At 57.8% G+C, this 20,585-nt stretch carries 20 protein-coding genes; 9 read left to right on the forward strand and 11 right to left on the reverse strand.

What is annotated here, in order from left to right; all coding sequences use genetic code 11:
• The first annotated feature begins 14 nt into the window (after positions 1-14).
• The 3 genes from tenA to DMZ65_RS04835 all read left to right on the forward strand — a co-directional run bounded on the left by tenA (position 15) and on the right by DMZ65_RS04835 (position 3,652).
• The gene (tenA, locus tag DMZ65_RS04825; RefSeq protein ID WP_116597787.1) at positions 15-701 is read left to right on the forward strand and encodes a thiaminase II; all 687 of its coding nucleotides are present in this window, start codon (positions 15-17) and stop codon (positions 699-701) included.
• 342 nt (positions 702-1,043) lie between these two features.
• Positions 1,044-1,910, forward strand: coding sequence for a flagellar motor stator protein MotA (gene motA / locus DMZ65_RS04830; protein ID WP_116597788.1), 867 nt, complete (start codon positions 1,044-1,046; stop codon positions 1,908-1,910).
• A complete protein-coding gene (locus DMZ65_RS04835; RefSeq protein WP_116597789.1) occupies positions 1,907-3,652 on the forward strand; it encodes a hypothetical protein in 1,746 nt (581 codons plus the stop codon). The genes motA and DMZ65_RS04835 overlap by 4 nt, the downstream gene beginning before the upstream one ends.
• Positions 3,653-3,721: 69 nt before the next feature.
• Here the strand turns inward: DMZ65_RS04835 and DMZ65_RS04840 are convergent, their stop codons facing one another.
• From DMZ65_RS04840 to pobA, 5 genes are read right to left on the reverse strand one after another with little or no spacing between them, the layout of a single operon-like run.
• Entirely contained in the window at positions 3,722-4,558 is an 837-nt protein-coding gene (locus DMZ65_RS04840; protein ID WP_116597790.1) for a 3-oxoadipate:acetyl-CoA acetyltransferase, read from the reverse strand.
• Positions 4,559-4,611: 53 nt separating this feature from the next.
• Entirely contained in the window at positions 4,612-5,232 is a 621-nt protein-coding gene (gene pcaG, locus DMZ65_RS04845; RefSeq protein WP_116597791.1) for a protocatechuate 3,4-dioxygenase subunit alpha, read from the reverse strand.
• A gap of 3 nt (positions 5,233-5,235) precedes the next feature.
• The gene (gene pcaH, locus DMZ65_RS04850) at positions 5,236-5,964 is read right to left on the reverse strand and encodes a protocatechuate 3,4-dioxygenase subunit beta (RefSeq protein ID WP_116597792.1); all 729 of its coding nucleotides are present in this window, start codon (positions 5,962-5,964) and stop codon (positions 5,236-5,238) included.
• A 45-nt stretch (positions 5,965-6,009) separates the two neighbouring features.
• Complete coding sequence (gene pcaC / locus DMZ65_RS04855) at positions 6,010-6,387, reverse strand: 4-carboxymuconolactone decarboxylase (protein ID WP_116597793.1); 378 nt, start codon at positions 6,385-6,387, stop codon at positions 6,010-6,012.
• Positions 6,388-6,399: 12 nt separating this feature from the next.
• A complete protein-coding gene (gene pobA / locus DMZ65_RS04860; protein WP_116597794.1) occupies positions 6,400-7,569 on the reverse strand; it encodes a 4-hydroxybenzoate 3-monooxygenase in 1,170 nt (389 codons plus the stop codon).
• 103 nt (positions 7,570-7,672) lie between these two features.
• On the opposite strand from pobA, the gene pcaQ reads away from it, so the two are divergent.
• Together pcaQ and DMZ65_RS04870 are read left to right on the forward strand one after the other, a co-directional pair.
• The gene (gene pcaQ / locus DMZ65_RS04865; protein ID WP_116597795.1) at positions 7,673-8,593 is read left to right on the forward strand and encodes a pca operon transcription factor PcaQ; all 921 of its coding nucleotides are present in this window, start codon (positions 7,673-7,675) and stop codon (positions 8,591-8,593) included.
• 200 nt (positions 8,594-8,793) lie between these two features.
• Positions 8,794-9,963: an ROK family transcriptional regulator gene (locus tag DMZ65_RS04870; RefSeq protein ID WP_232824894.1), complete on the forward strand. Its 1,170-nt coding sequence runs from the start codon at positions 8,794-8,796 to the stop codon at positions 9,961-9,963.
• Here DMZ65_RS04870 and DMZ65_RS04875 read toward each other — a convergent pair.
• The 4 genes from DMZ65_RS04875 to trhO form a co-directional block, all read right to left on the reverse strand.
• The gene (locus DMZ65_RS04875; protein ID WP_116597797.1) at positions 9,960-10,943 is read right to left on the reverse strand and encodes an aldose epimerase family protein; all 984 of its coding nucleotides are present in this window, start codon (positions 10,941-10,943) and stop codon (positions 9,960-9,962) included. The genes DMZ65_RS04870 and DMZ65_RS04875 overlap by 4 nt on opposite strands.
• The gene (gene xylA / locus DMZ65_RS04880) at positions 10,943-12,250 is read right to left on the reverse strand and encodes a xylose isomerase (protein WP_116597798.1); all 1,308 of its coding nucleotides are present in this window, start codon (positions 12,248-12,250) and stop codon (positions 10,943-10,945) included. The genes DMZ65_RS04875 and xylA overlap by 1 nt, the downstream gene beginning before the upstream one ends.
• Positions 12,247-13,698 carry a xylulokinase gene (xylB, locus tag DMZ65_RS04885; RefSeq protein WP_116597799.1) on the reverse strand — a complete coding sequence of 484 codons (1,452 nt, stop codon included), beginning with the start codon at positions 13,696-13,698 and terminating at the stop codon, positions 12,247-12,249. Before xylB ends, xylA begins: the two co-directional genes overlap by 4 nt.
• Before the next feature lie 237 nt (positions 13,699-13,935).
• On the reverse strand, positions 13,936-14,850 hold the full coding sequence (gene trhO / locus DMZ65_RS04890) for an oxygen-dependent tRNA uridine(34) hydroxylase TrhO (protein ID WP_116597800.1): 915 nt from the start codon (positions 14,848-14,850) through the stop codon (positions 13,936-13,938).
• A 115-nt stretch (positions 14,851-14,965) separates the two neighbouring features.
• On the opposite strand from trhO, the gene pncA reads away from it, so the two are divergent.
• The 4 genes from pncA (at position 14,966) to pncB (ending at position 19,202) form a co-directional block, all read left to right on the forward strand.
• Positions 14,966-15,559, forward strand: a complete 594-nt coding sequence (gene pncA, locus DMZ65_RS04895; RefSeq protein ID WP_116598122.1) for a bifunctional nicotinamidase/pyrazinamidase — start codon at positions 14,966-14,968, stop codon at positions 15,557-15,559.
• A 75-nt stretch (positions 15,560-15,634) separates the two neighbouring features.
• The gene (locus DMZ65_RS04900) at positions 15,635-16,900 is read left to right on the forward strand and encodes a PAS domain-containing protein (RefSeq protein ID WP_116597801.1); all 1,266 of its coding nucleotides are present in this window, start codon (positions 15,635-15,637) and stop codon (positions 16,898-16,900) included.
• A gap of 12 nt (positions 16,901-16,912) precedes the next feature.
• A complete protein-coding gene (locus DMZ65_RS04905; RefSeq protein ID WP_157960562.1) occupies positions 16,913-17,845 on the forward strand; it encodes a response regulator in 933 nt (310 codons plus the stop codon).
• A 67-nt stretch (positions 17,846-17,912) separates the two neighbouring features.
• Entirely contained in the window at positions 17,913-19,202 is a 1,290-nt protein-coding gene (gene pncB / locus DMZ65_RS04910) for a nicotinate phosphoribosyltransferase (protein WP_116597803.1), read from the forward strand.
• A gap of 9 nt (positions 19,203-19,211) precedes the next feature.
• On the opposite strand, the gene arfB is transcribed toward pncB, so the two are convergent.
• Positions 19,212-19,631: an alternative ribosome rescue aminoacyl-tRNA hydrolase ArfB gene (gene arfB, locus DMZ65_RS04915; protein WP_116597804.1), complete on the reverse strand. Its 420-nt coding sequence runs from the start codon at positions 19,629-19,631 to the stop codon at positions 19,212-19,214.
• A 297-nt stretch (positions 19,632-19,928) separates the two neighbouring features.
• Positions 19,929-20,558: a queuosine precursor transporter gene (locus DMZ65_RS04920; protein ID WP_116597805.1), complete on the reverse strand. Its 630-nt coding sequence runs from the start codon at positions 20,556-20,558 to the stop codon at positions 19,929-19,931.
• Positions 20,559-20,585 lie beyond the last annotated feature (27 nt).

Consider the following 20,585-nt stretch of genomic DNA (forward strand, 5'->3'; position numbering starts at 1 on the left):
GACGTGACGCTCTAATGAGTGGATTGGAACATGGTCGCACCGTTGCCCTGTTGCGGGGCGGATGCGCGGATGATTGGCGTAGCTATACGCATCACCCTTTTGTCGAAGGCCTGCGCGACGGCACATTGCCGCGCGCGGCTTTCCTGCATTACCTGATACAGGACTACGTCTTTCTTGTGCATTTTTCGCGCGCCTGGTCGCTCGGGGTGGTCAAGGCCGAAACACTGGAAGAGATGAAGGTCTGCGCTGGATCGGTCAATGGGTTCGTCAATCACGAAATGGCCCTGCATATTGAGACCTGTGCCGCAGAAGGCATTGACGAGGTCACCCTGTTCAACGCGGTGGAAGAGTTCGAGAACATCGCCTATACGCGCTACGTCATGGATGCAGGGCTACAGGGCGATTTTCTGGATCTGCTGGCGTCACTGGCACCGTGTTGCTTTGGGTACGCCGTAATCGGCGCGCGGCTTGGCGTAGAGGCGGCACCCGATACGCCCTATCGCGCATGGATCGACACCTATAACGGCAGTGAATATCAAACCGCGATGACGCGGCTTGGCCAGATGATCGACGGCGCGATGACGCGGCGGCTGGGCCCCGCGCCCGAGACCTCTCCCCGGTGGGCGCAGTTGCAAAAACGGTTCACAACCGCAACACAACTGGAGGCCGCATTCTGGGGTATGGGGCTGCGCAAAGCGTAAAAACCTGGCCTCCCGATATCACTGTTCAAGGGCACCATTTGTTAGAAGCGGTGTCCTTGTGCTTTTCCGATGCAAGCTGTCACCACCACGTTCAGTGCCGTTGTGCTCGGGTTGCTGTTTGGTGTTTGCCGACTGCCAGCGCACTCTATAACAGTTTGATATGCCACCAAGAAGCTATGGCTGATTTGGCCGCGCCGATGCGAGGTGGTGATGGATTGGCCAATATTTAAGAAAAATCCATGTAAATTCGACCGCCATGAGCACAAGAGACACCGCGAAGAAGGACTATCTTAACAACCGTCGTTCTAACGTCTCCGGTATCCAGAAGCAGGAGCTTATCGCGTGTTTGGTATCATCGGCATCATCACGATTTTCGCTATGGTCTTTGGTGGCTACCTTGCCGCCGGTGGTAAGATGGCGATCATTCTGAAAACTCTCCCGTTCGAAATGATGATGATCGGGGGGGCAGCGGTTGGTGCATTTCTGATCAGCAATGACGGGGCAGCGGTCAAGCATACACTCAGGGACATCACGAAGGTCTTCAAAGGCCGGAAGTGGAAGCCCGAGGATTACCGTGATCTTCTGTGCCTGCTTTATGAGTTGATCCGCTTGGCGAGGAGCAATCCTGTCGCCATCGAAGAACATGTGGAAGATCCGCAATCTTCGACGATCTTCGGAAAATATGAAAAGATACTTGCTGACAAGGAAGCGGTGAACCTTATCTGTGATACGTTGCGCTCGGCTTCGATGAACTACGACGACCCGCATCAGGTGGAAGAGGTGCTGGACAAACGCATGGAAGCTTCGCAACATCACGCGTTGCACTCCAGCCATGCTTTGCAAACCGTGGCTGATGGTCTTCCAGCGTTGGGTATCGTCGCTGCGGTTCTCGGGGTGATCAAGACCATGGGGTCGATTGACCAGCCGCCCGAGGTGCTGGGACGATTGATCGGTGGGGCTTTGGTTGGGACATTTCTTGGGGTGTTTCTTGCTTATGGTCTTGTCGCGCCTTTCGCGTCGAAAGTAAAAGCTGTGGTCGAAGAAGACAGCCATTTCTATCATCTCATCCGCGAAGTCTTGATTGCCAACCTCCACAATCATTCGACGGTCAACTGCATCGAGGTCGGACGCCAGAATGCGCCCGATCATATCCGGCCCAGCTACAATGAACTGGAAGAAGCCCTGCGCGGCCTGAAGGACGCTGCATGAAGTACCTGTTTGTGATATTCTGGCTTTGTGTTTTTGCAGCACCTTCCAGCGCAGAAACCATAACCATCAAATCGGGTGAGCACGGAACGTTCACCCGGCTTGTCCTGTATTTGCCTGAAAAATCCGGCTGGCAATTGGAGCAAGACAAACGCAAAGTTTCAATCGTGTTTCCTGGGAAAAGATACGAGGCAGTTCTTGATCAGGTTTTTCTCAAGATTACGCGCGAGAGGATCGGCGAGGTCAATGTGCTGCCGTCTGAAGACCGCATAGAGTTACTGCTGAACTGCGATTGCGTGGCAACAGCTTTCGAGTACAGGCCTCGGATTATTGTCGTGGATGTTGCTCCAGAGGATCCGTCAAGTACTGAAGTAAAAACCGTCAATCGTGGTTTTCTCAATGATTTCTGGATAGATACTATTTTGAAACATGAGAGTGGCGGCCAAGCAGTACCTGTAGAAACGTCGTCTGAACGTGACCTTGTTGAGGCTGGCGATAGCGCATTTTCTGGAATCGTTGATGCGATAATGCAGAAAGCGTCGCAAGGATATCTTACGGCGAGCGCCGGGACATATTCGGAAAACACCAGGTCAGCGCAGATTGTCCCGCACCTCTCGACAGGGCCGCATGGCTCTGAAGCTGTCGGGGCACCTTTTTCCGTGGTGCCGCACATCACAAAAACCAATAAGGAAGAACGTTTTGATTGCGGTGCTCAGCTCCGCCCCATGCTGGAGTCCAGTGGGTTTGGCACTGAAATAGCATCTCTTCAGTCGAAGCTCATAGGCGACGATGGCGAGGTGTCGCACGATGTAGCAGAACAAATGGCCCGTTCTTACATCTACTTCGGATTGCCTCAGGAAGCGCGACTAATACTCAATCTCGCGGATGCGACGGTTCGCGAAAAATATGCGGGCACGCTTGAATTTCTGGACGTTGATAACTGGGAAGGTGGGCTTCCGCCGAAAACCACCGTCGGCTGCGACGCGTTGGCCGAGTTGGCGTTCGTGGCCATTTCCGGGGATCAGCCTGAAGCCCTGGTTTCGCCTGAAGGGTTTCTCAAGCAATTCAAGTCACTTTCGCCTCATCTTCGGGAATTGGTTGGGCCGCGACTGTCGGCAGCACTGCGCGTAAACAACAGAAATAATATCGCCGAAAAGCTAGATGGGCTTTTGTCAAAGGCACAGCCGAAGCCTGAATCCTTGGCCGAAGTGTTAAAGAAAAATAATTACGAAACGGTGAGCTTGGAGATTGAAGCAGTCGCAGCCGACTCAACTAGACATCAGGATTATGGAGCCGAGGCATCAAGCCCTCAGGAAGTTCAGGAAGATCGTGGATATGAGGAAGTGACCGACCCATCGCTTATGGAAACGTTCTTAAAAGAATATGATGGCTCACTTCCGGATGAAACATTGGCCAAACTCCTTGTATCATTACGGACCGATGAGGGTGAATTCAAATCAGCAGTCGCGGAGATCCGCAATTCTGAGGTCTTGTCAGTCTCAGATAAAGAGGCACTTCTCTCTCAAGTCGTCGGCAATGCGACAACAACTGGTAGCACTCGCAATTTCCTGGAGATGGCGTTTTTTCTGCAAGAGCAAGAGATAGCTCGTCTGTCCGAAAGTCGCCGGTCAGAGATTAGAGCACGCCTGCTGGAGCTAGGTTTCGACGAAAAAGCGGAAGCTCTTGTTCCGCAAGCCAGTTTGCCGGCAGATCAAACTGGCTTTCTTGAACGTGAAGTCCTGTAACTTGTGACAGCGCAAGACCGGTTGGCTGGTCGCTACGTCAGTAATGGGGCGTGGTAGCCCACCATGAACCTATCCACTCTTGGTTGGAAGGTGCAGAATTTCGCGTGCTTGTTGCCAAGTTGCGACTGGCCGTTCGTATTTTGCGCAAAGCTTGGCGGCCCGTTCGACCAGCGCGGCGTTTGATGGCGCGAGTGTATCCCGGTCCAGACGCATATTGTCTTCCAGACCCGTTCGCGTGTGGCCGCCCGCGGCGATTGCCCATTCGTTGACGCGTATCTGATTTGGGCCAATTCCCGCAGCACACCAGTTTGCGTCCGGACAGCGCGATTTCATCGTTTGAACATAAAAATCGAACACCTCTTTGTCGGCAGGCATAGCATTTTTCACCCCCATAACGAATTGGACATAGAGGTTTCCGAAAAGCAGGCCTTCATCGTGCATACGGATGGCGTGCAGAATGTGGCTAAGATCAAATGCCTCAATTTCCGGGGTGACCTCATACCGAATCATTTCAGAGGCCAGCCAAGCGACGAGATCCGGTGCATTTTCGTAGACCCGTGTGGGGAAGTTGTTAGATCCCACAGATAGCGACGCCATGTCAGGCGACAGTGACAGCATGCCGCCGCGCTCGCGGCCCGTGCCGGACCTGCCGCCGGTGGATAGCTGCACGATCATCCCCGGACAGTGTTCGCGCAACCCCTCAAGAAGCCGCCCAAAGCGTTCGGGATCAGAGGACGGTGTCTGGTCATCATTGCGTACATGGCAATGGGCGATAGACGCGCCTGACTCGAAGGCGGCATGGGTGCTTTCCACCTGCTCGGAAATCGTGATTGGAACGGCGGGATTGTTTTTCTTGGTCGGCACTGATCCGGTGATCGCGACGCAGATGATGCAGGGGTTGGTCATTTTTAATCCCGTGGTTGATGATGGCCCGCCGGCAAGGGACGGGACCGAATATGTCAGATATCGAAGAAGACGGTTTCGTTCTGGCCCTGGATCTGCACGTCGAAACGATAGACGGCCTTGCCGTCCGGTTCGCTGCGCCGTGCGATCAGCGTTTGGCGCCTGTGTTCCCACTCGATGATATTCATCACCGGGTCGGCCGTATTCGCCGTTTCCTCGTCCGAAAAGTAGATCCGCGTGTTCAGCCCGATATTGATGCCGCGCGCGACAATCCAAAGGTTGATATGCGGTGCCATCATTTGACCGTTCCGGCCCATGACAGCACCGGGCTTTACGGTGTCAAACCCCCATTCGCCGGTATTGAAATCGGTGATGACACGCCCCCAGCCGCGAAAGCCATCCTCGACCGCTCCAGGATGTTCGGGATGGGCATAGATGCCATCCGCATTCGCCTGCCATGTCTCCAGAAGTACATCCTTGATCGGACTTCCGGTACCGTCAATGACCAACCCCTCGACTCGAATGCGTTCGCCCTTGGCGTTCGGCCCGGCAATGTCGTGGCCAAGTTCTTCGCGGTAGATGTCAAAGCCTGCGGATCCCGGCGCAAGGCCGATATGGACATAGGGCCCAGCGGTTTGTGACGGCGTTTCGCGCAGATAATTCAATTGCTGGGGCATGGGTCAGTTCCCCTCCAGTCGGTTTTCAAACAGGGTGGACCGTCGTCCGCGCAAGACAATGTCGAATTTGTAGGCGATGCTGTCCAGCGGAATGGTGGCATTCAGGTCCAATTTGGCGATCAGGGCATCGACCGCGCCGGCGTCGGGGATCGATTTGACCATAGGGCAGGTCTGGATAAGGGGGTCGCACTCAAAGTAGATCTGGCTGATCAGGCGCTGGGCAAACCCGGTGCCAAACACCGACACATGGATATGCGCAGGCCGCCAGCTGTTGACAAAATTGCGCCACGGATAGGCACCGGGTTTGACGGTGCGAAAGTAGTAATACCCGTCCTCGTCCGTCATGGTCCGCCCGCAGCCGCCGAAATTCGGGTCGATGGGCGCAAGATAGGTGTCTTTCTTGTGCCGGTAGCGCCCGCCCGCATTGGCTTGCCATATCTCGACCAGCGTATTGGGAACCGGGCGGGCGTTTTCATCCAGAACACGACCGTGCAGGATGATACGCTCGCCAATCGGCATCTCGCCGGGCTGCGCGTAATTCAGGATCAGATCGTTGTCGATCGGGTCGATGTCGTTATGCCCGAACACAGGCCCAGTGATTTCTGACGCCGAGTTTTGCAGGCTGATCAACGGATATTGCGGTGAGCGGGCCACGCTGGTCTTGTAGATCGGGGCATAGGCCGGGGGGTGACGCCCAAGGTCGCGCTGGTAGAACTCTGCGGGTTTCTTCATCTGTCGTTTTCCTTCTGCAATCAGGCTGTTCGGCGCGGCCTGAAGCTAGTCCCGTTCCATCTCTGCGTAGGTTTGCTTGGCAAGTTTCAGAGCGTGGTTGGCGCGCGGGACGCCGGCATAGATTGCCACATGCTGAAACGCTTCCAAAACGTCGGTCTTACTGGCACCCGTGCGAGCCGTCGCGCGGATATGCATGGGGATCTCCTCGAAATTGCCCAATGCTGCCAACAAAGCCAAGGTCAGCATAGATCGTTCCCGGTCTCCGATCCCGTCGCTGGCCCAGACGGTGCCCCAGGCACCTTCGGTGATAAGCGTCTGGAACGCCTCGTCAAAGGGGGTCTTTGCCGCCTCGGCCCGATCGACATGCGCCTCGCCCAGCACTGATCTGCGCACCTTCATGCCCGTTTCGTAGCGATTTACCATGTTCAGTTCCCTTCAGTAAGGCAAGCCTACATAATTCTGCGCCATCACGCTTTGTGCTTCGCGGTTGGACCGCAGAAATTCCAAGTCGGCGCGCTGGATCTTGAGGTCAAATGCGGTCTGGTCGGGGAACCGGTGCAGCAGCGTGGTCATCCACCAACTGAACCGTTCGGCCTTCCAGACCCGCGCAAGCGCCCGTTCGGAGTAACGGTCAATCCCTTCCGGGTCGCTCTCTTCGTAATGCTGCATCAATCCCTGATAAAGATAATGCACGTCGGATGCTGCGGTGTTGAGCCCTTTGGCACCCGTGGGGGGGACGATATGCGCGGCGTCCCCACACAGGAACAGCCGCCCCCAGCGCATCGGTTCGGTGACGAAGGATCGCAGCGGTGCGATGGATTTCTCGATCGACGGTCCGGTGACCAACGTGTCGGCATATTTCGCGGGAATACGGCTTCGCAATTCGTCCCAGAACCGCTGATCTGTCCAGTCGTCGGGTGAATCCTCCAATTGGCATTGAACGTAATATCGGCTGAGATTTGCATTTCGCATCGAACACAGCGCAAAGCCACGCGCCGAATTGGCGTAGATCAATTCGTCATTGACCGGGGGCGTCTCCGACAGGATGCCCAGCCATCCGAAGGGATAGACCTTTTCATAGTCGCGCCGCACGTCATGCGGAATGGTCCGGCGGCTGACCCCGTGAAACCCGTCGCAGCCTGCCACGAAATCGCACTCAATCCGTTCGGACTTGCCGCCCACATCGTAGGTGACAAAGGGTTTTTCGGTGTCGGCGTCGTTGATGACCACATTCTCGACATTGTAGACGATCTTGCCGCCTGCCGCCTCGCGCGCATCATACAGGTCGCGTGTGACTTCGGTTTGGCCATAGATCATCACATGCGTGCCGGTATGTTCGGTGAAGTTGACCTCGAACACTTTGTCATCAAAGGACAGCAAAGTGCCTTCGTGAATGATCCCTTCCTTGTCCATCCGGTCGGCAATGCCTGCCTCGTGCATCAGGCCGACCATGCCCGTTTCCAGGACACCCGCGCGGATGCGGCCCAGGACGTATTCGCGGGTTTTGCGTTCCAGCACGACCGTGTCGATGCCCCGGCGCAGCAGCAGTTGTGACAGCAGAAGGCCCGAAGGACCGCCCCCAATGATGGCAACTTGCGTGCGCATGTTTCATCCTCCCCGGCCTGACTCGCATGCTGACATTTTAATGATTGATTGAAGTATGTAAAATGACGCTCTGTGTACTTTGATTGTCAAAAATGGAAACCAAATGCTCGACCGTCGCATCAAGATCCGCCACCTTCAGTGTTTTGTCGAAATTTGTCGCGAACGCAGCATGAAGAGCGCGGCGGAAAAGTTGAACCTGACACAACCCGCGATTTCCAAGACCCTGAAAGAACTGGAAGAGATCTTGAAGGTTCCACTTCTGACGCGCAGCCGTGCTGGCGTTTCGTTGACCCGGCATGGGGACGTGTTTCTGCATTTTGCAGAGATGTCCCTTGCGTCGTTGCAGCAGGCCGTGGCAGGGGTCGAGGATTTGGCCGGGCAGGGCCGGGCCCGGTTGGCGGTCGGCGCTTTACCGTCTGTCGCGGCAGGGCTTATGCCGGCAGTGGCGGCTCAGTTCACGGAGCTGTCTTCCGGCGCAACGTTACAGATCATGGACGGTCCGCACGGCTATTTGATCGACCGCTTGCGGCGTGGTGATCTGGACATTGTCATCGGCCGGCTCGGTCCGTCGGATTCGATGCAGAACATCTCTTTCACGCAGCTGTATAATGAAGAGGTCCGCTTCATCGTGCGCGCCGGACATCCGCTTCTTGCGGCACCAGAACTGCCACGGCTTCCCGAATATCAGGTGATCTATCCCTCACAGGGATCGGCCATTCGTCCGCTGGTGGAACGATTTCTGATCAGTCACGGGATCGGGCGGATCGACAAGCGGCTAGAGACGGTCTCTGGCGCATTCGGGCGCGTTTTTACCCGACGGTCGGATGCCATCTGGATCATCTCGGCCGGGGTGGTCGCGAACGAGATTGCCGATGGTCATCTTGTGGCGCTGCCTTGGGACACGTCGATGATGCGCGGGCCTGTCGGCCTGATGCGACGCCCCGAGACCGCGCAATCGCCACAAGATCAGGTGTTCCAGATCGCTTTACGCAACGCGATGGACAGTTTGGGCCTGAGCGGGTGAGTGCAAGACCTTCACCAGTGTGCTATTTAGTTGATAAGAAAAACTAATTCTTGCGGAATAGTTTCTACCCTGCCACGATACTAATCCAGCGCCCGAATTCAAGATATTCAGGTCAACGATGAGACAGCATTCCTCTCCGATCCTCAGGGGGCATCGCCCGGATGGCCAAGGAACAAAGAGAACGCAGCAGACGAACTATTTTGGATGCGATCCGTCGTGCGGACCGTGTTGCCCGTATTGATCTGGCGCGCAGCACTGGCATCAGTCAGGCCACCGTGACGACAATCACGGCAGAGCTTCTGCATCAGGGGATGATCTGCGAAGTGGCAGGCACCGACGACCAGCGCGATGCGCGACGCGGCCGTCCCCGTGTTGATCTGGCCTTGCGTGGTGCCGCGCATCTGGTGGCGGGGGTGAAGGTCGCCAACAGAACGCTGTCCATCGTATTGATGGATTTTGCAGGAAAGAACTTGGGCGAACATACAGAACGTCTTGCCGTCGGCAGAATGGCCGCAACTGAATTGGCCGTCATCCTGAAGCATGCGTTAGAACATACGCTGGATGCATCAGGTCTGTCGTTCGCTGACCTCTCGGCTGTCGGGTTGGGTATGGCCGGTGTGGTCGATGCGTCGCGCGGGTTTGTGTATTGGTCGCCGTCTTTGGCCGAACGCAATCAGCCGATCAGCGCGATTGTGTCGGCAGAGCTTGGCTTGCCGGTTTTTGCCGATAACGATGCCAATCTGGTTGCCGTGGCCGAGATGTATTTCGGGCCGGGCGCGGCTTACCGCGATTTCATCGTTGTCACGATCGAAGCGGGCGTGGGCATGGGCATTGTTCTGGATGGGAAACTCTATCGCGGGACGCGGGGCTGCGGGGCAGAGTTCGGCCACACCAAGGTGCAGCTGAACGGGGCGGAGTGTCGCTGTGGGCAGCGGGGCTGTCTGGAGGCTTACGTCGCGGATTACGCCTTGATGCGAGAGGCGGAGTCCGCCGGGCTTGTCTTTTCTCAAACGGATGCCGACGACACCGTCGGCCCGCTGTTGGATGCGGCGCGTGACGGCAATGCAACGGCGCGTCGTATTGTCGATCATGCCGGACGTGTGTTTGCCATGGGGTTGGCAAATCTCATCAACATCTTTGACCCGCAGCTCATCATTCTGGCGGGCGAACGCATGCAATTCGACCACCTGTTCGCAGAGGATGTGCTGGCAGATGCCCGCCGGTCCATCGTGCAGATAGATCAGCCGCCGCCCGAGATCCTCTCGCATAAATGGGGTGATTTGATGTGGGCGCGCGGGGCTGCGACCTATGCCATCGACAAGGTCGCGGATATGTCGTTGCGCGAGATTGCAGCGCAAAGCGCGGTTTAGGTTGCCGCGTCGTGGGGTGCAATCTCTATTTCCGTGTGCTGATGGTAGGGCTTGTCCGGGCTGCACAGGATGGATGGAAACTCCGGCACGTTGGGCGCATTGGGAAAGCCCTGCGCTTCCAGGCAAAGCCCGGTGTAGCGCAAGTGTTCCTGACCGGGCAGCGGTGTGCTATGCGAAGCGAGTGTCACGCTGTTATAGACCTGCATGCAAGGCTGATCTGTCCACATCCGAAGGCGTAGCCCGTTCGGTGCCGTGACTTCCGCCGCAGGCCCATGGCCGCCATCCAGAACAACATTACCGTCAAGATCGGCCATGCCAACGGGGCGCGCATCGCGGAAATCATACCTCGTATCTTCGACAGGCGCGGTATGGCCCAAAGCCACCAGGTCCGGCCCGTTTGGCGTGTGATTTGAACCGTTGATCCGCAGCAGGTGGTCTTTGACTGGGCCGCCACCCAGCAGGTTGTAATAGCTGTGATGCGCCAGATTGATGGGTGTTTCCCGGTCTGGACGCGCATGCATGTCATAGGTCAGGCGGTGCCCGTCGAGCGAGATCGTGATCTCGAAATCGACCGCACCGGGATAGCCTTGATCCAGATGCGGCGAGTGCAATCTCAGACGGACGGCGCGTGTGCCATCGGCCTCTGTCGTCCAGTTGCAACGGCTCAGCCCGCCCGGCCCACCATGCAACTGGAATGCCGGATCGGGGGAGGTCAGCCGCCAGTCTTCACCGTTCAAGGTGAACTTTGCACCTGCTATCCGGTTGGCGACACGTCCAACGACAAAGCCCATCGCATTGGCACCGGCCCGGTAATCAGCGGGATCGGTATAGCCCAGCACAACGGGCACTTCGCCGCTGTCATGGTTCACCCGCCAATCCTGCACGGCACAGCCAAGCGACAACACGGACACCTGCGCACCGTCGCTTTCCAGAACGTGGCGGCGAATTTGGTCTGCGGGGATGTCCAGCCCTGTTGCCATCAGACGAACCTGTTGACGTAATTTTCAAGGATCTCCTGTCGGCCAGAGTGTGGCTGCGGGTTGATGTCTTCCGCCAGCACCCGGTCAAAGATCGTCTCCAGATCGCTGTTCAGCATCTCTTGCGCGCTTTCGGTCTGCCATCCGGCATAGCGCGTGGTCAGCGCGTCCTCCAGCCCGCCATCGTCCAGCATGGCTGCTGCGGCTTTCAGGCCGCGCGCGCATATATCCATGCCGCCAATATGCCCGGCAATCAGATCCTCGGCGTCCAGCGATTGACGCCGAAGCTTGGCATCGAAATTGGTGCCGCCCGTGGTGAAGCCGCCGGATTTCAGGATATGGTAGTAGGCAAGGGCCACTTCGGGCACGTTGTTGGGGAACTGATCCGTATCCCACCCCGACTGATAATCGTTGCGGTTCATGTCGATCGACCCCAGCATCCCCTCAGAGGCTGCCACCGCGATCTCGTGTTCAAAGCTATGCCCGGCAAGGATTGCGTGCCCCTGTTCAAGGTTCAGCTTCACCTCATTTTCCAGCCCGTATTTGCGCAGAAATCCGATGCAGGTTGCCGCGTCATAGTCGTATTGATGCTTGGAGGGTTCCTGCGGTTTGGGTTCCAGCAGGATCGTGCCCTTGAAGCCGATCTTGTGCTTGTAATCCACGACCATGTTCAGGAACCGGCCCATATGGTCCATCTCTTGACCCAGATCGGTGTTAAGCAATGTCTCATAGCCTTCGCGCCCGCCCCACAGGACGTAATTCTGCCCACCCAGCTTTTGCGTGGCATCCATGCAGCTTTTGACCGTGGCGGCGGCAAACGCAAAAACGTCCGGGTCCGGATTGGTCGAGGCCCCTGACATCCAGCGCCGGTGGCTGAACATATTGGCCGTGCCCCAAAGCAGCTTTGTGCCCGTCTCTTCCATCTTCTGGCCGAAATAGTCGGTGATCTCTTCCAGCCCTTTCAGGTTCTCGGCAAAGCTGTTGCCCTCGGGTCGGACATCGGCGTCGTGAAAGCAGAAATACGGCTGACCGAGGATGCGAAACATCTCGAACGCGACATCCGCCTTGACCTTGGCGTTGGCCATCGAATCCTGTGGATGCCAGGGCCGGATAAACGTTTGCCCGCCAAAGGGATCGCCGCCTTCCCATGCAAAGCTGTGCCAATAGGCGACCGCAAAGCGCAGGTGATCTTCCATCCGTTTGCCCATCACCACCTCGTCAGGGTTGTAGTGATGAAAGGCCATCGGGTTGGTGCTGTCAGGCCCTTCGTAGGTAACGGGGGCGATGGCGTCGAAAAAGCCGGTGGTCATGGCAGATCCTTCAGGGCTGGATAGGTGGCGCAAAAGGCTTGATAGGCCTCCTCATAGGCGGCTTTCAGATCGCTTCGCGGCGCAATGGTGCGCGCGACATCGGGTGCCGACATCACATCCTGGGCACGCGCGCCGGTGGCGGCGCATTGTGCAAGCCGTGCAGCGCCCATCGCTGCACCGAATTCGCCTTTCGCGGGCAGGTCAATGGGCAGGTCCAGCAGTGTCGCGCAAAGCTCTACCCAGTAGGGGGATTGCGCGCCGCCGCCGATGGCCAGAACCCGTTCAAGCCTGGTGCCGGTGGTCTTTAGCGCCTCAAGATTGTCCCGCAGGGCAAAGCCGACGCCTTCCATCACGGCCTGCGTCAGTTCCTTTGGCCCGTGCGAGATGTCGAGGTTCAGCAGAGCGCCCCGGATGGTGCTGTCATTATGCGGCGTGCGCTCGCCCGACAGGTAGGGCAGGAAACGCGTCTTGCCGGGGCCTTCGATCCGGTCGCCAAGCGCCTTTGACAATGTCGCTGCGTCCTGCCCCAGATTGCGCGCCAACCAGTTCAGACTGTCGGTCGCTGCAAGGATCACTCCCATCTGATACCAGGTATCCGGGATCGCGTGACAGAAGGTATGAACTGCGGTTTCCGGCATCGGGGAAAAGCTGTCCTTCGCAGCCAGAAGAACGCCGGACGTCCCAAGCGAGACAAACCCGTCGCCTTCGGACAGTGCGCCGACACCGCAAGCGGCCACCGCATTGTCGCCGCCGCCGCCCGCCACGGCAACGGGATGCGAGATCCCCCATTCCCGCGCAAGCGACCCGCGCAAAGCGCCGGCCATTTCAGAACCTTCGACCAGTCGGGGCATCTGGTCCTTGCGCATGTCTGAGGCGTCCAGAAGATCCTGCGACCAAGCGCGCTTTCCCACGTCGAGCCAAGCTGTGCCGGCTGCGTCGGACATTTCGGAAACATGCTCTCCGGTCAGCCAGAAGGTCAGGTAATCCTTGGGCAGAAGCACCTTGGCGATGCGGGCGAAAATGTCCGGCTCATTGCGCGCGACCCAAAGCAATTTCGGTGCGGTGAAGCCGGGAAAGACGATATTGCCGGACAGCGTACGGACGTTGGCCTGTGCATCCAACTCGGCGGCCTCGGCAAAGCTGCGGGTGTCGTTCCACAGGATGCAAGGCCTCAACACGGCATCATCGGCACCAAGCAGCGTTGCGCCGTGCATCTGGCCTGCCACCGCAATGCCCTTGAGGTCCGCCCAGTCATCGGGATGTGCGGCGCGCAGGTCGGCCACGACGTTTTTGCAGGCCGTCACCCAGTCGGCGGGGTTTTGTTCGGACCAGCCACGCTGAGGATGCGAGACCGGGTAGGTCGCTTCCGCAGAACCTGTGACGCTGCCATCCGCACGGACCAGAAGCGCCCGAATTCCGGACGTGCCCAAATCAAGACCTAGATACATCATGCCCCTCCCGGCGTCTGACCGGGATAGTCGGTCAGTTTAATTCAGGTGTAAAATTAAAACTTCATTCGTTCAAGACCTGCCGTTATCCAGCAGTCTCCCGGCCAACATTATGCCATGACGCCCTGTCGCGTCCATGACGGCCGCCAAGCGTTTGTGTCATCGGGCAACCAAAGATTGTACGGAAAAGGGGAATGCGATGCGTGTGTTCGGGGCATGAATTGCCGACCTGCGCGTTCAGACGTTGTTCTCGCCGCCCAGATGGGTTTCACCGCGCGTCCGCGCCAGTTCGATCTGTTTTTGCCGCTCGCGGAAGCGGGCCTTGTCGTCGTCCGAGGTCTCGTCCGCACAATGGTGGCAGGCGACGCCGTGTTCGTATTCCGGACGCGTGCGATCTTCGGGCAGTATCGGGCGACGACAGGCATGGCACAGTTCATGCGGGCCTTCACGCAGGCCGTGCCCGACCGAAACCCGTCCGTCGAACACAAAGCACTCGCCCTGCCAGGTGCTGTCCACCTCCGGCACCTCTTCGAGGTATTTCAGAATGCCGCCCTTGAGGTGAAACACCTCTGGTACGCCTTGTCCCAACAAATAATTGGTGGACTTCTCGCAGCGGATGCCACCGGTGCAGAACATCGCGATGCGCTTGTTGTGAAACCGCTCTTTGTTCTTTTCCCACCACGCAGGGAAGTCCCGAAAGCTGGCCGTTTCCGGATCAACCGCGCCTTCAAATGTGCCGATCGCAACCTCATAATCGTTGCGGGTGTCGATCACGGCCACATCCGGGCTTTGGATCAATTCGTTCCAATCCTCTGGGCACACATAATGGCCAACCCTTGCTTTCGGATCGACATCGGGCTGGCCCATTGTCACGATCTCGCGCTTCAGCCGGACCTTCATTCGCGCAAAAGGCTGCTTGGTCGCGGTCGAGAGTTTCCATTCCAGATCGGCACAGCCGGGCAGGGCGCGCAGATGCGTCAAGACCGCGTCGATACCCTGTGCAGGCCCGGCGATTGTGCCGTTGATGCCTTCATGTGCCAACAGCAAGGTGCCTGTGATCCGCTCTGCACGGCACAGGTCCAGCAATGGCCCCTGTATACCGGCGGGGTCATCGAAGCGAGTGAAGTGATAAAGGGCGGCAACAGTGAACATGGCGGCGATTTACGCCTGCCGCGCGCCGCTATCAAGAGGCACAAATGGCGCAGCCCGTTGACCGCCCGCCGCGCGCGGCCTACCCATGGGGCAATCCCAAACAAAGGTGACCAACATGCACGCGCTTATAGTCATTGATGTCCAGAACGATTTTTGCCCCGGCGGTGCCTTGGCCGTTGATGGCGGCGATCAAGTTGTTGCGCCGATCAATGCAATGATGGACGATTTCGACACCGTCGTGCTGACGCAGGACTGGCACCCGGCTGACCATTCATCCTTTGCCAGCCAGCATCCGGGGAAAAAGCCGCTGGACCTGATCCAGATGCCATATGGCCCACAAGTGCTGTGGCCCGATCACTGCATACAGGGCACAGATGGCGCTGCATTCCATGCCGATTTGAATGTCGACCGGGCCGACCTTATCATTCGCAAAGGGTTTCGCCGCAAGATTGACAGCTATTCGGCCCTGTTTGAAAATGACCATGAGACTTCAACCGGGCTTGAGGGGTATCTGCGTTCGCGCGGGATAGAGCAGTTGACGCTTGTCGGGCTTGCGCTGGATTTCTGCGTGAACTTCTCGGCGGTCGATGCGGCGAGGCGAGGGTTTGATGTCGTCGTGGCCAAGTCGGCCTGTCGCGGCATTGATCTGGATGGCTCTCTGGATGCGGCGCTTGCGGGCATGACCGCCGCTGGAGTGACCTTACGGTAACATCGTTCTTGCCGTTTTCTTAACTTGCTGGGCGTTAGCTGTTTCTGAGCGTCAGAAACAGGAGCGGATGCTGCAATGTCTCAACCCGTTCTGCACACGGAACGGCAACTCGCCGCCTTCGACGCGCGCAACAGTCCGGCTGGGCTGCTCGCGCGTTATGCCCGAGGGCGCGTCAGCCATTTTGTCACCCGTCATTGGTTGACTCTGTCCGGTGCGGCAACGCTGGTCGTGCTTAGCGATTGGCGCATAGGACTGCTGGCAATCTTCCTCGCCCTGATGGGAGAGGCAGTGGACTGCCTGTATCTTCGCAAGCTGCCAGATCGGCTTGTTGATAAATCCGCCTACGAGCTTGCCTATCGACGATCAAGCGTGACCGCAGGGTTTCAGGCCGTAACGATCGCGTCCTGTGTCACCCTGGCGGACTTTGCGGCCACTCCCGGTCAGGCCAGTCTGGTCGCATTGTCATATCTGACTGGTGCGGCAATCAATGCCGGGATGGTCTACCCGTTTCATCCGGGGGCCGCCAAAGTACGCCTGACCGTCTACGCCCTTACATTGCTTGGCCATTTCGCGATTGATATTGCGCGGATGGGGGGGTGGGTGCCGCGTCATGGATATGACATTCTGGCGGCGATCATGCTGCTATACACCGTGCGCAGCTATATCGGCTTTATCGTGGCCGGGCATGACCGCGAAGCGTCGCACAGTCGCGCGTTGCTGTTGGGAAAACTGGCCGAAGAGCGCGTTGGCCACGATCTGGCGTTCAAGGAACGCGAGGCAAGCCAATTGTCTCTGGTGGCTCGGCATGCCAACGATTCGGTGATCTTGTCTGACGCTGACTCAAGGATTCTCTGGGTGAATGAGGCGTTCACGCGGATCACCGGCTACACGCTTGAGGATGCAGTTGGCAAAACGCCGGCAGATGTGTTGAACGCACCCGGCACCGATCCCGATACCTGCCAACGCATTGCACAGGCACGGGCCGCCGGCTTGCCATGCCGTGAAGAGGTGCTGAACGCGACGAAAGACGGTCGGCTGATCTGGGTCGAGGCGAACATCGTGCCGGTTCTCAACGCCGAGGGCGGCGTGGAAACGATCGTTGCGATCGAACGTGATATAACTGCCGCGAAAGAACAGGAACGATTACTGGCGGAAGCCAAACTTGCAGCCGAGGATGGTGCACGCGCCAAGGCGGATTTTCTTGCAACCATGAGCCATGAGATCCGCACGCCAATGAATGGCATCATCGGCATGGCAGAGCTTTTGGCTGAAACGAGCATGTCAAAGGACCAGAAACTTTTCGCGGAAACGATCCGTTCGTCCGCCGCTTCGCTGTTGTAGATCGTCAACGATGTGCTCGATTTTTCGCGGCTGGATGCCGACCGGATGAGCATTTGCGCTGAACAGTTTTCGCTCGCGACCTGCATCCGCGAGGCAACGGACCTGATGCGTGTGCAGGCGCGGGAAAAAGAGCTGTTCCTGGATATCTGCCACGACGTTCCCTTGCCCCAGACCGTGCTGGGAGACAGAGGCCGCGTCCGGCAGATTCTGGTCAATCTGCTGGGAAATGCGCTGAAGTTCACCTCGAAAGGCGGTGTTACGATCCGGACGTCATGGAAAACCGTCGAGAATCGCATATTGTTGACCGTGAGTGTAACCGATACCGGCATCGGCGTGGACCCGGCGAATGCGGAACATATTTTCGGCCAGTTTGCACAGGCTGACGCGGCCACGACGCGGCGCTTTGGCGGGACGGGGTTGGGTCTGTCGATCTCAAGGTTGCTGGCGCGGCGCATGGGCGGCGACCTTGTGCTTTCGCCCCGGCCCCCGCCGGGTGCGCAGTTTGACCTGACGCTTCTGCTCGATCACGCTGACGATACTGCTGTGACCGCACCCTTGCAGGCTATCACGGCGATACATCCCGGATTGCGCCTGCTCGTTGCCGAGGACAACGGGACCAACAGATTGTTGATTCAAAAATATCTCTTGCATCAACCTATCGACCTTCGCTTTGCCAATGATGGCGTGCAGGCGGTGAACCTGGTCCGGGAAACAATGCCGGACGTGATTCTGATGGACATGTCTATGCCAGAGATGGACGGGCTTGCCGCGACACGGGAAATCCGGATGATCGGGGGTGTTCAGCCGCATATCATCGCATTGACCGCCAATGCATTCGAGTCTGACCGTGAGGCGTGCTTTGAGGCTGGCATGGATGATTTTCTTGCCAAGCCTTTACGCAAGGCACAATTGTTTCAGGCGCTGTCGCGGGCGTCGAAACCGTGAGAAACCAGTTGGACCCCGTGGTCACCATCGCATATCAAAGTTGTAATTCCCGAATGAGGACAGCATCTTGGACATTGCCACACGCGTCTGGAACCATAAATGGAAAATCGACCCGATCATCCGATCCTTGATTGATACGGATTTTTACAAGCTGTTGATGTGTCAGTCAGTTTTCCGCAACAAACCCGATACGCAGGTTGTGTTCAGCCTCATCAACCGCTCCACGCAGGTTCCGCTTGCGAAGCTTATTGACGAAGGAGAGTTGCGCGAACAGCTGGATCATGTGCGCTCGCTTTCATTGTCGCGCGGTGAAAGCACCTGGCTGCGCGGCAACACGTTTTACGGCAAAAGGCAGATGTTCCGCCCCGATTTCATGGAATGGTTTGAAGGCATGCGCCTGCCGCCCTACCATCTGGAGCGTGTGGACGACCAATACGAACTGACATTCGAGGGCAGTTGGCCGGAGGTCATGCTGTGGGAAATCCCGGCGCTTGCCATCCTGATGGAATTGCGGGGCCGGGCGGTGCTGAACACGATGGGCCGGTTCGAACTTCAGATCCTCTACGCCCGCGCGATGACCAAGCTGTGGGAAAAGGTCGAGCGATTGCGCTCTGTTCCAAGTGCGCGCATTGCTGATTTCGGCACACGGCGCAGGCACAGCTTCTTGTGGCAGGACTGGTGTGTGCAGGCGATGACGGAAGGGCTGGGCGCAGGCTTTGTCGGGACGTCGAATTGCCTGATCGCCAAAAACCGGGATCTGGAGGCGATCGGCACCAACGCGCATGAATTGCCGATGGTTTATGCGGCCTTGGCAGAGAGTGACACAGCCTTGGCCAATGCGCCCTATGATGTGCTTGCCGATTGGCATGAGGAACATGACGGCAATTTGCGGATCATTTTGCCAGATACTTATGGGACCGAAGGTTTTTTGCGCAACGCGCCCGATTGGCTGGCCGGTTGGACCGGTATTCGCATCGATTCCGGCGATCCCGCCACCGGTGCCGAAAGCGCGATCCGTTGGTGGAAAGAGCGTGGCGAAGATCCAACGCAGAAATTGGTGATCTTCTCGGACGGGCTGAATGAAGAGAAAATTCTGGAATTGCATGCCCAGTTTGCGGGCCGGGTGCGCGTGTCCTTCGGTTGGGGCACTTTGCTGACCAATGATTTCCGTGGCTTGACCAAGGACGACCGGCTCGCGCCCTTCAGTCTTGTGTGCAAGGCAATCAGTGCCGAAGGCCGCCCGACCGTGAAGCTGTCAGACAATCCAAACAAGGCGATGGGACCGGCGGAAGAGATCGCCCGATACAAGCGCGTGTTCGGCGTGGGCGATCAGACCCGGATGGATGTCGTGGTCTGACGGGGCCGCCTAACTGTCATCGACACGGCCACGCAGGGCCTTGACCTCACTTCTGGCTTTCTTGGCCTCGACGCGTTTACGCTTTTGATTGAGGGATACCTTGGTGGGTATGCGCCGCTTGGGTTTTTCCAGCGCCTTGCGGATCAACTCCGCCAGCCGGTCGCGGGCAATCTCGCGGTTGCGTGTCTGTGACCGGGTTTCTTCCACCTGTAGGATCAGCGCCCCCTCTTTCGTCCAGCGACGCCCAGCCAGCCGCCGCAAGCGCCGCTTCACGGGGTCGGGTAAGTTGGGCGAGCGTTCCGCCTCGAACCGCAACTCAACTGCGCTGGACACCTTGTTGACGTTCTGCCCACCCGGCCCGGACGCGCGGATGAACTGCTCTGTCAGCTCCCAGTCTTCGATGGTGATCTGTTCATTGATGCGCAACATCGGGTTTCTTTAGCAGGCAAAAAGCGGAATGTCCCGACCGGCGGAACAATACAAAAAGGGCCGCCCAAATACGGACGGCCCTTCGAGAACTCGGGAGGCGGGGGTCGGTTCAGACTCTCGCCAATTCGGATTTTGGTTCTGCCAAGGGCTGCCCTAGCAGGTCATCCTCCAAACTGTTCCGACACCTCTCTCCAACATCTCTCTCGACACTGGATCACCTCCTTTCAGCTGTTTCAAAACGCAACTTCAAGGTGGCACGGAAAGTGCCGGACGCAAAATGTTTTTTTTGTGATGGCGTCAGGCTGTGGCGCGTTTGCCTTCCAAGTAGACCGTGATCGCCCGGAACGGCACCAGTGCGATCAGCGCGAGGCACAGTTTCACAAGCCAGTCGGCACAGGCAAGCGAGACCCAAAGCGGCACCATCGGACCCACCCCCAGAAGGGGCAACGGCTCGGCAGCCCAGGATACGTCATTGGATGGCTCAAGGACGGTCAGCGCGCCGGAAAACGCAATGGTGAAGAACAACGCTGTGTCTATCGACGACCCTACCAGCGTCGAGGCCAACGGCGCGCGCCACCAGCGACCTTGCCGCAAACGATCAAAGAGTGCGACATCCAGAAGCTGCGCGGTCAGGAAGGCCGCGCCGGACCCGATCGCGATCCGCAGTGTGACCAGCGGGCCGAATTCGCCCATGATCTGCGTGCCGATCAGTGAACAGATCACCCCCACGACGAAACCGGCGATCACGACCTTTCGGGCGGGGCCTGCGCCGTAAACGCGGTTCATCACATCGGTGACAAGAAAGGCCAGCGGGTAGGTGAATGCACCCCATGTCAGCCATTGGCCGAACAGGAATTGCACCAGAATATTGGAGGCCACAACAATGGCGGCCATGGCAAGAATGCCGGGAAGATGTCTGCGGGTCATGAAACTGGTCCGTTTTTGCAAGGTAGC

Source organism: Primorskyibacter marinus, assembly GCF_003313245.1.
Classification (GTDB): Bacteria; Pseudomonadota; Alphaproteobacteria; order Rhodobacterales; family Rhodobacteraceae; genus Primorskyibacter; species Primorskyibacter marinus.

What these genes read in the sequence shown, in the direction of transcription:
- DMZ65_RS04920 (WP_116597805.1), bottom strand. Translation starts at nt 20,558, where the DNA reads ATGACCCGCAGACATCTTCCCGGCATTCTTGCCATGGCCGCCATTGTT.
- DMZ65_RS04875 (WP_116597797.1), bottom strand. Translation starts at nt 10,943, where the DNA reads ATGGCAACAGGGCTGGACATCCCCGCAGACCAAATTCGCCGCCACGTT.
- DMZ65_RS04835 (WP_116597789.1), top strand. Translation starts at nt 1,907, where the DNA reads ATGAAGTACCTGTTTGTGATATTCTGGCTTTGTGTTTTTGCAGCACCT.
- pobA (WP_116597794.1), bottom strand. Translation starts at nt 7,569, where the DNA reads ATGCGCACGCAAGTTGCCATCATTGGGGGCGGTCCTTCGGGCCTTCTG.
- pcaC (WP_116597793.1), bottom strand. Translation starts at nt 6,387, where the DNA reads ATGGTAAATCGCTACGAAACGGGCATGAAGGTGCGCAGATCAGTGCTG.
- pcaH (WP_116597792.1), bottom strand. Translation starts at nt 5,964, where the DNA reads ATGAAGAAACCCGCAGAGTTCTACCAGCGCGACCTTGGGCGTCACCCC.
- tenA (WP_116597787.1), top strand. Translation starts at nt 15, where the DNA reads ATGAGTGGATTGGAACATGGTCGCACCGTTGCCCTGTTGCGGGGCGGA.
- pcaG (WP_116597791.1), bottom strand. Translation starts at nt 5,232, where the DNA reads ATGCCCCAGCAATTGAATTATCTGCGCGAAACGCCGTCACAAACCGCT.
- DMZ65_RS04840 (WP_116597790.1), bottom strand. Translation starts at nt 4,558, where the DNA reads ATGACCAACCCCTGCATCATCTGCGTCGCGATCACCGGATCAGTGCCG.
- xylB (WP_116597799.1), bottom strand. Translation starts at nt 13,698, where the DNA reads ATGTATCTAGGTCTTGATTTGGGCACGTCCGGAATTCGGGCGCTTCTG.
- pncA (WP_116598122.1), top strand. Translation starts at nt 14,966, where the DNA reads ATGCACGCGCTTATAGTCATTGATGTCCAGAACGATTTTTGCCCCGGC.
- trhO (WP_116597800.1), bottom strand. Translation starts at nt 14,850, where the DNA reads ATGTTCACTGTTGCCGCCCTTTATCACTTCACTCGCTTCGATGACCCC.
- arfB (WP_116597804.1), bottom strand. Translation starts at nt 19,631, where the DNA reads ATGTTGCGCATCAATGAACAGATCACCATCGAAGACTGGGAGCTGACA.
- pcaQ (WP_116597795.1), top strand. Translation starts at nt 7,673, where the DNA reads ATGCTCGACCGTCGCATCAAGATCCGCCACCTTCAGTGTTTTGTCGAA.
- xylA (WP_116597798.1), bottom strand. Translation starts at nt 12,250, where the DNA reads ATGACCACCGGCTTTTTCGACGCCATCGCCCCCGTTACCTACGAAGGG.
- DMZ65_RS04900 (WP_116597801.1), top strand. Translation starts at nt 15,635, where the DNA reads ATGTCTCAACCCGTTCTGCACACGGAACGGCAACTCGCCGCCTTCGAC.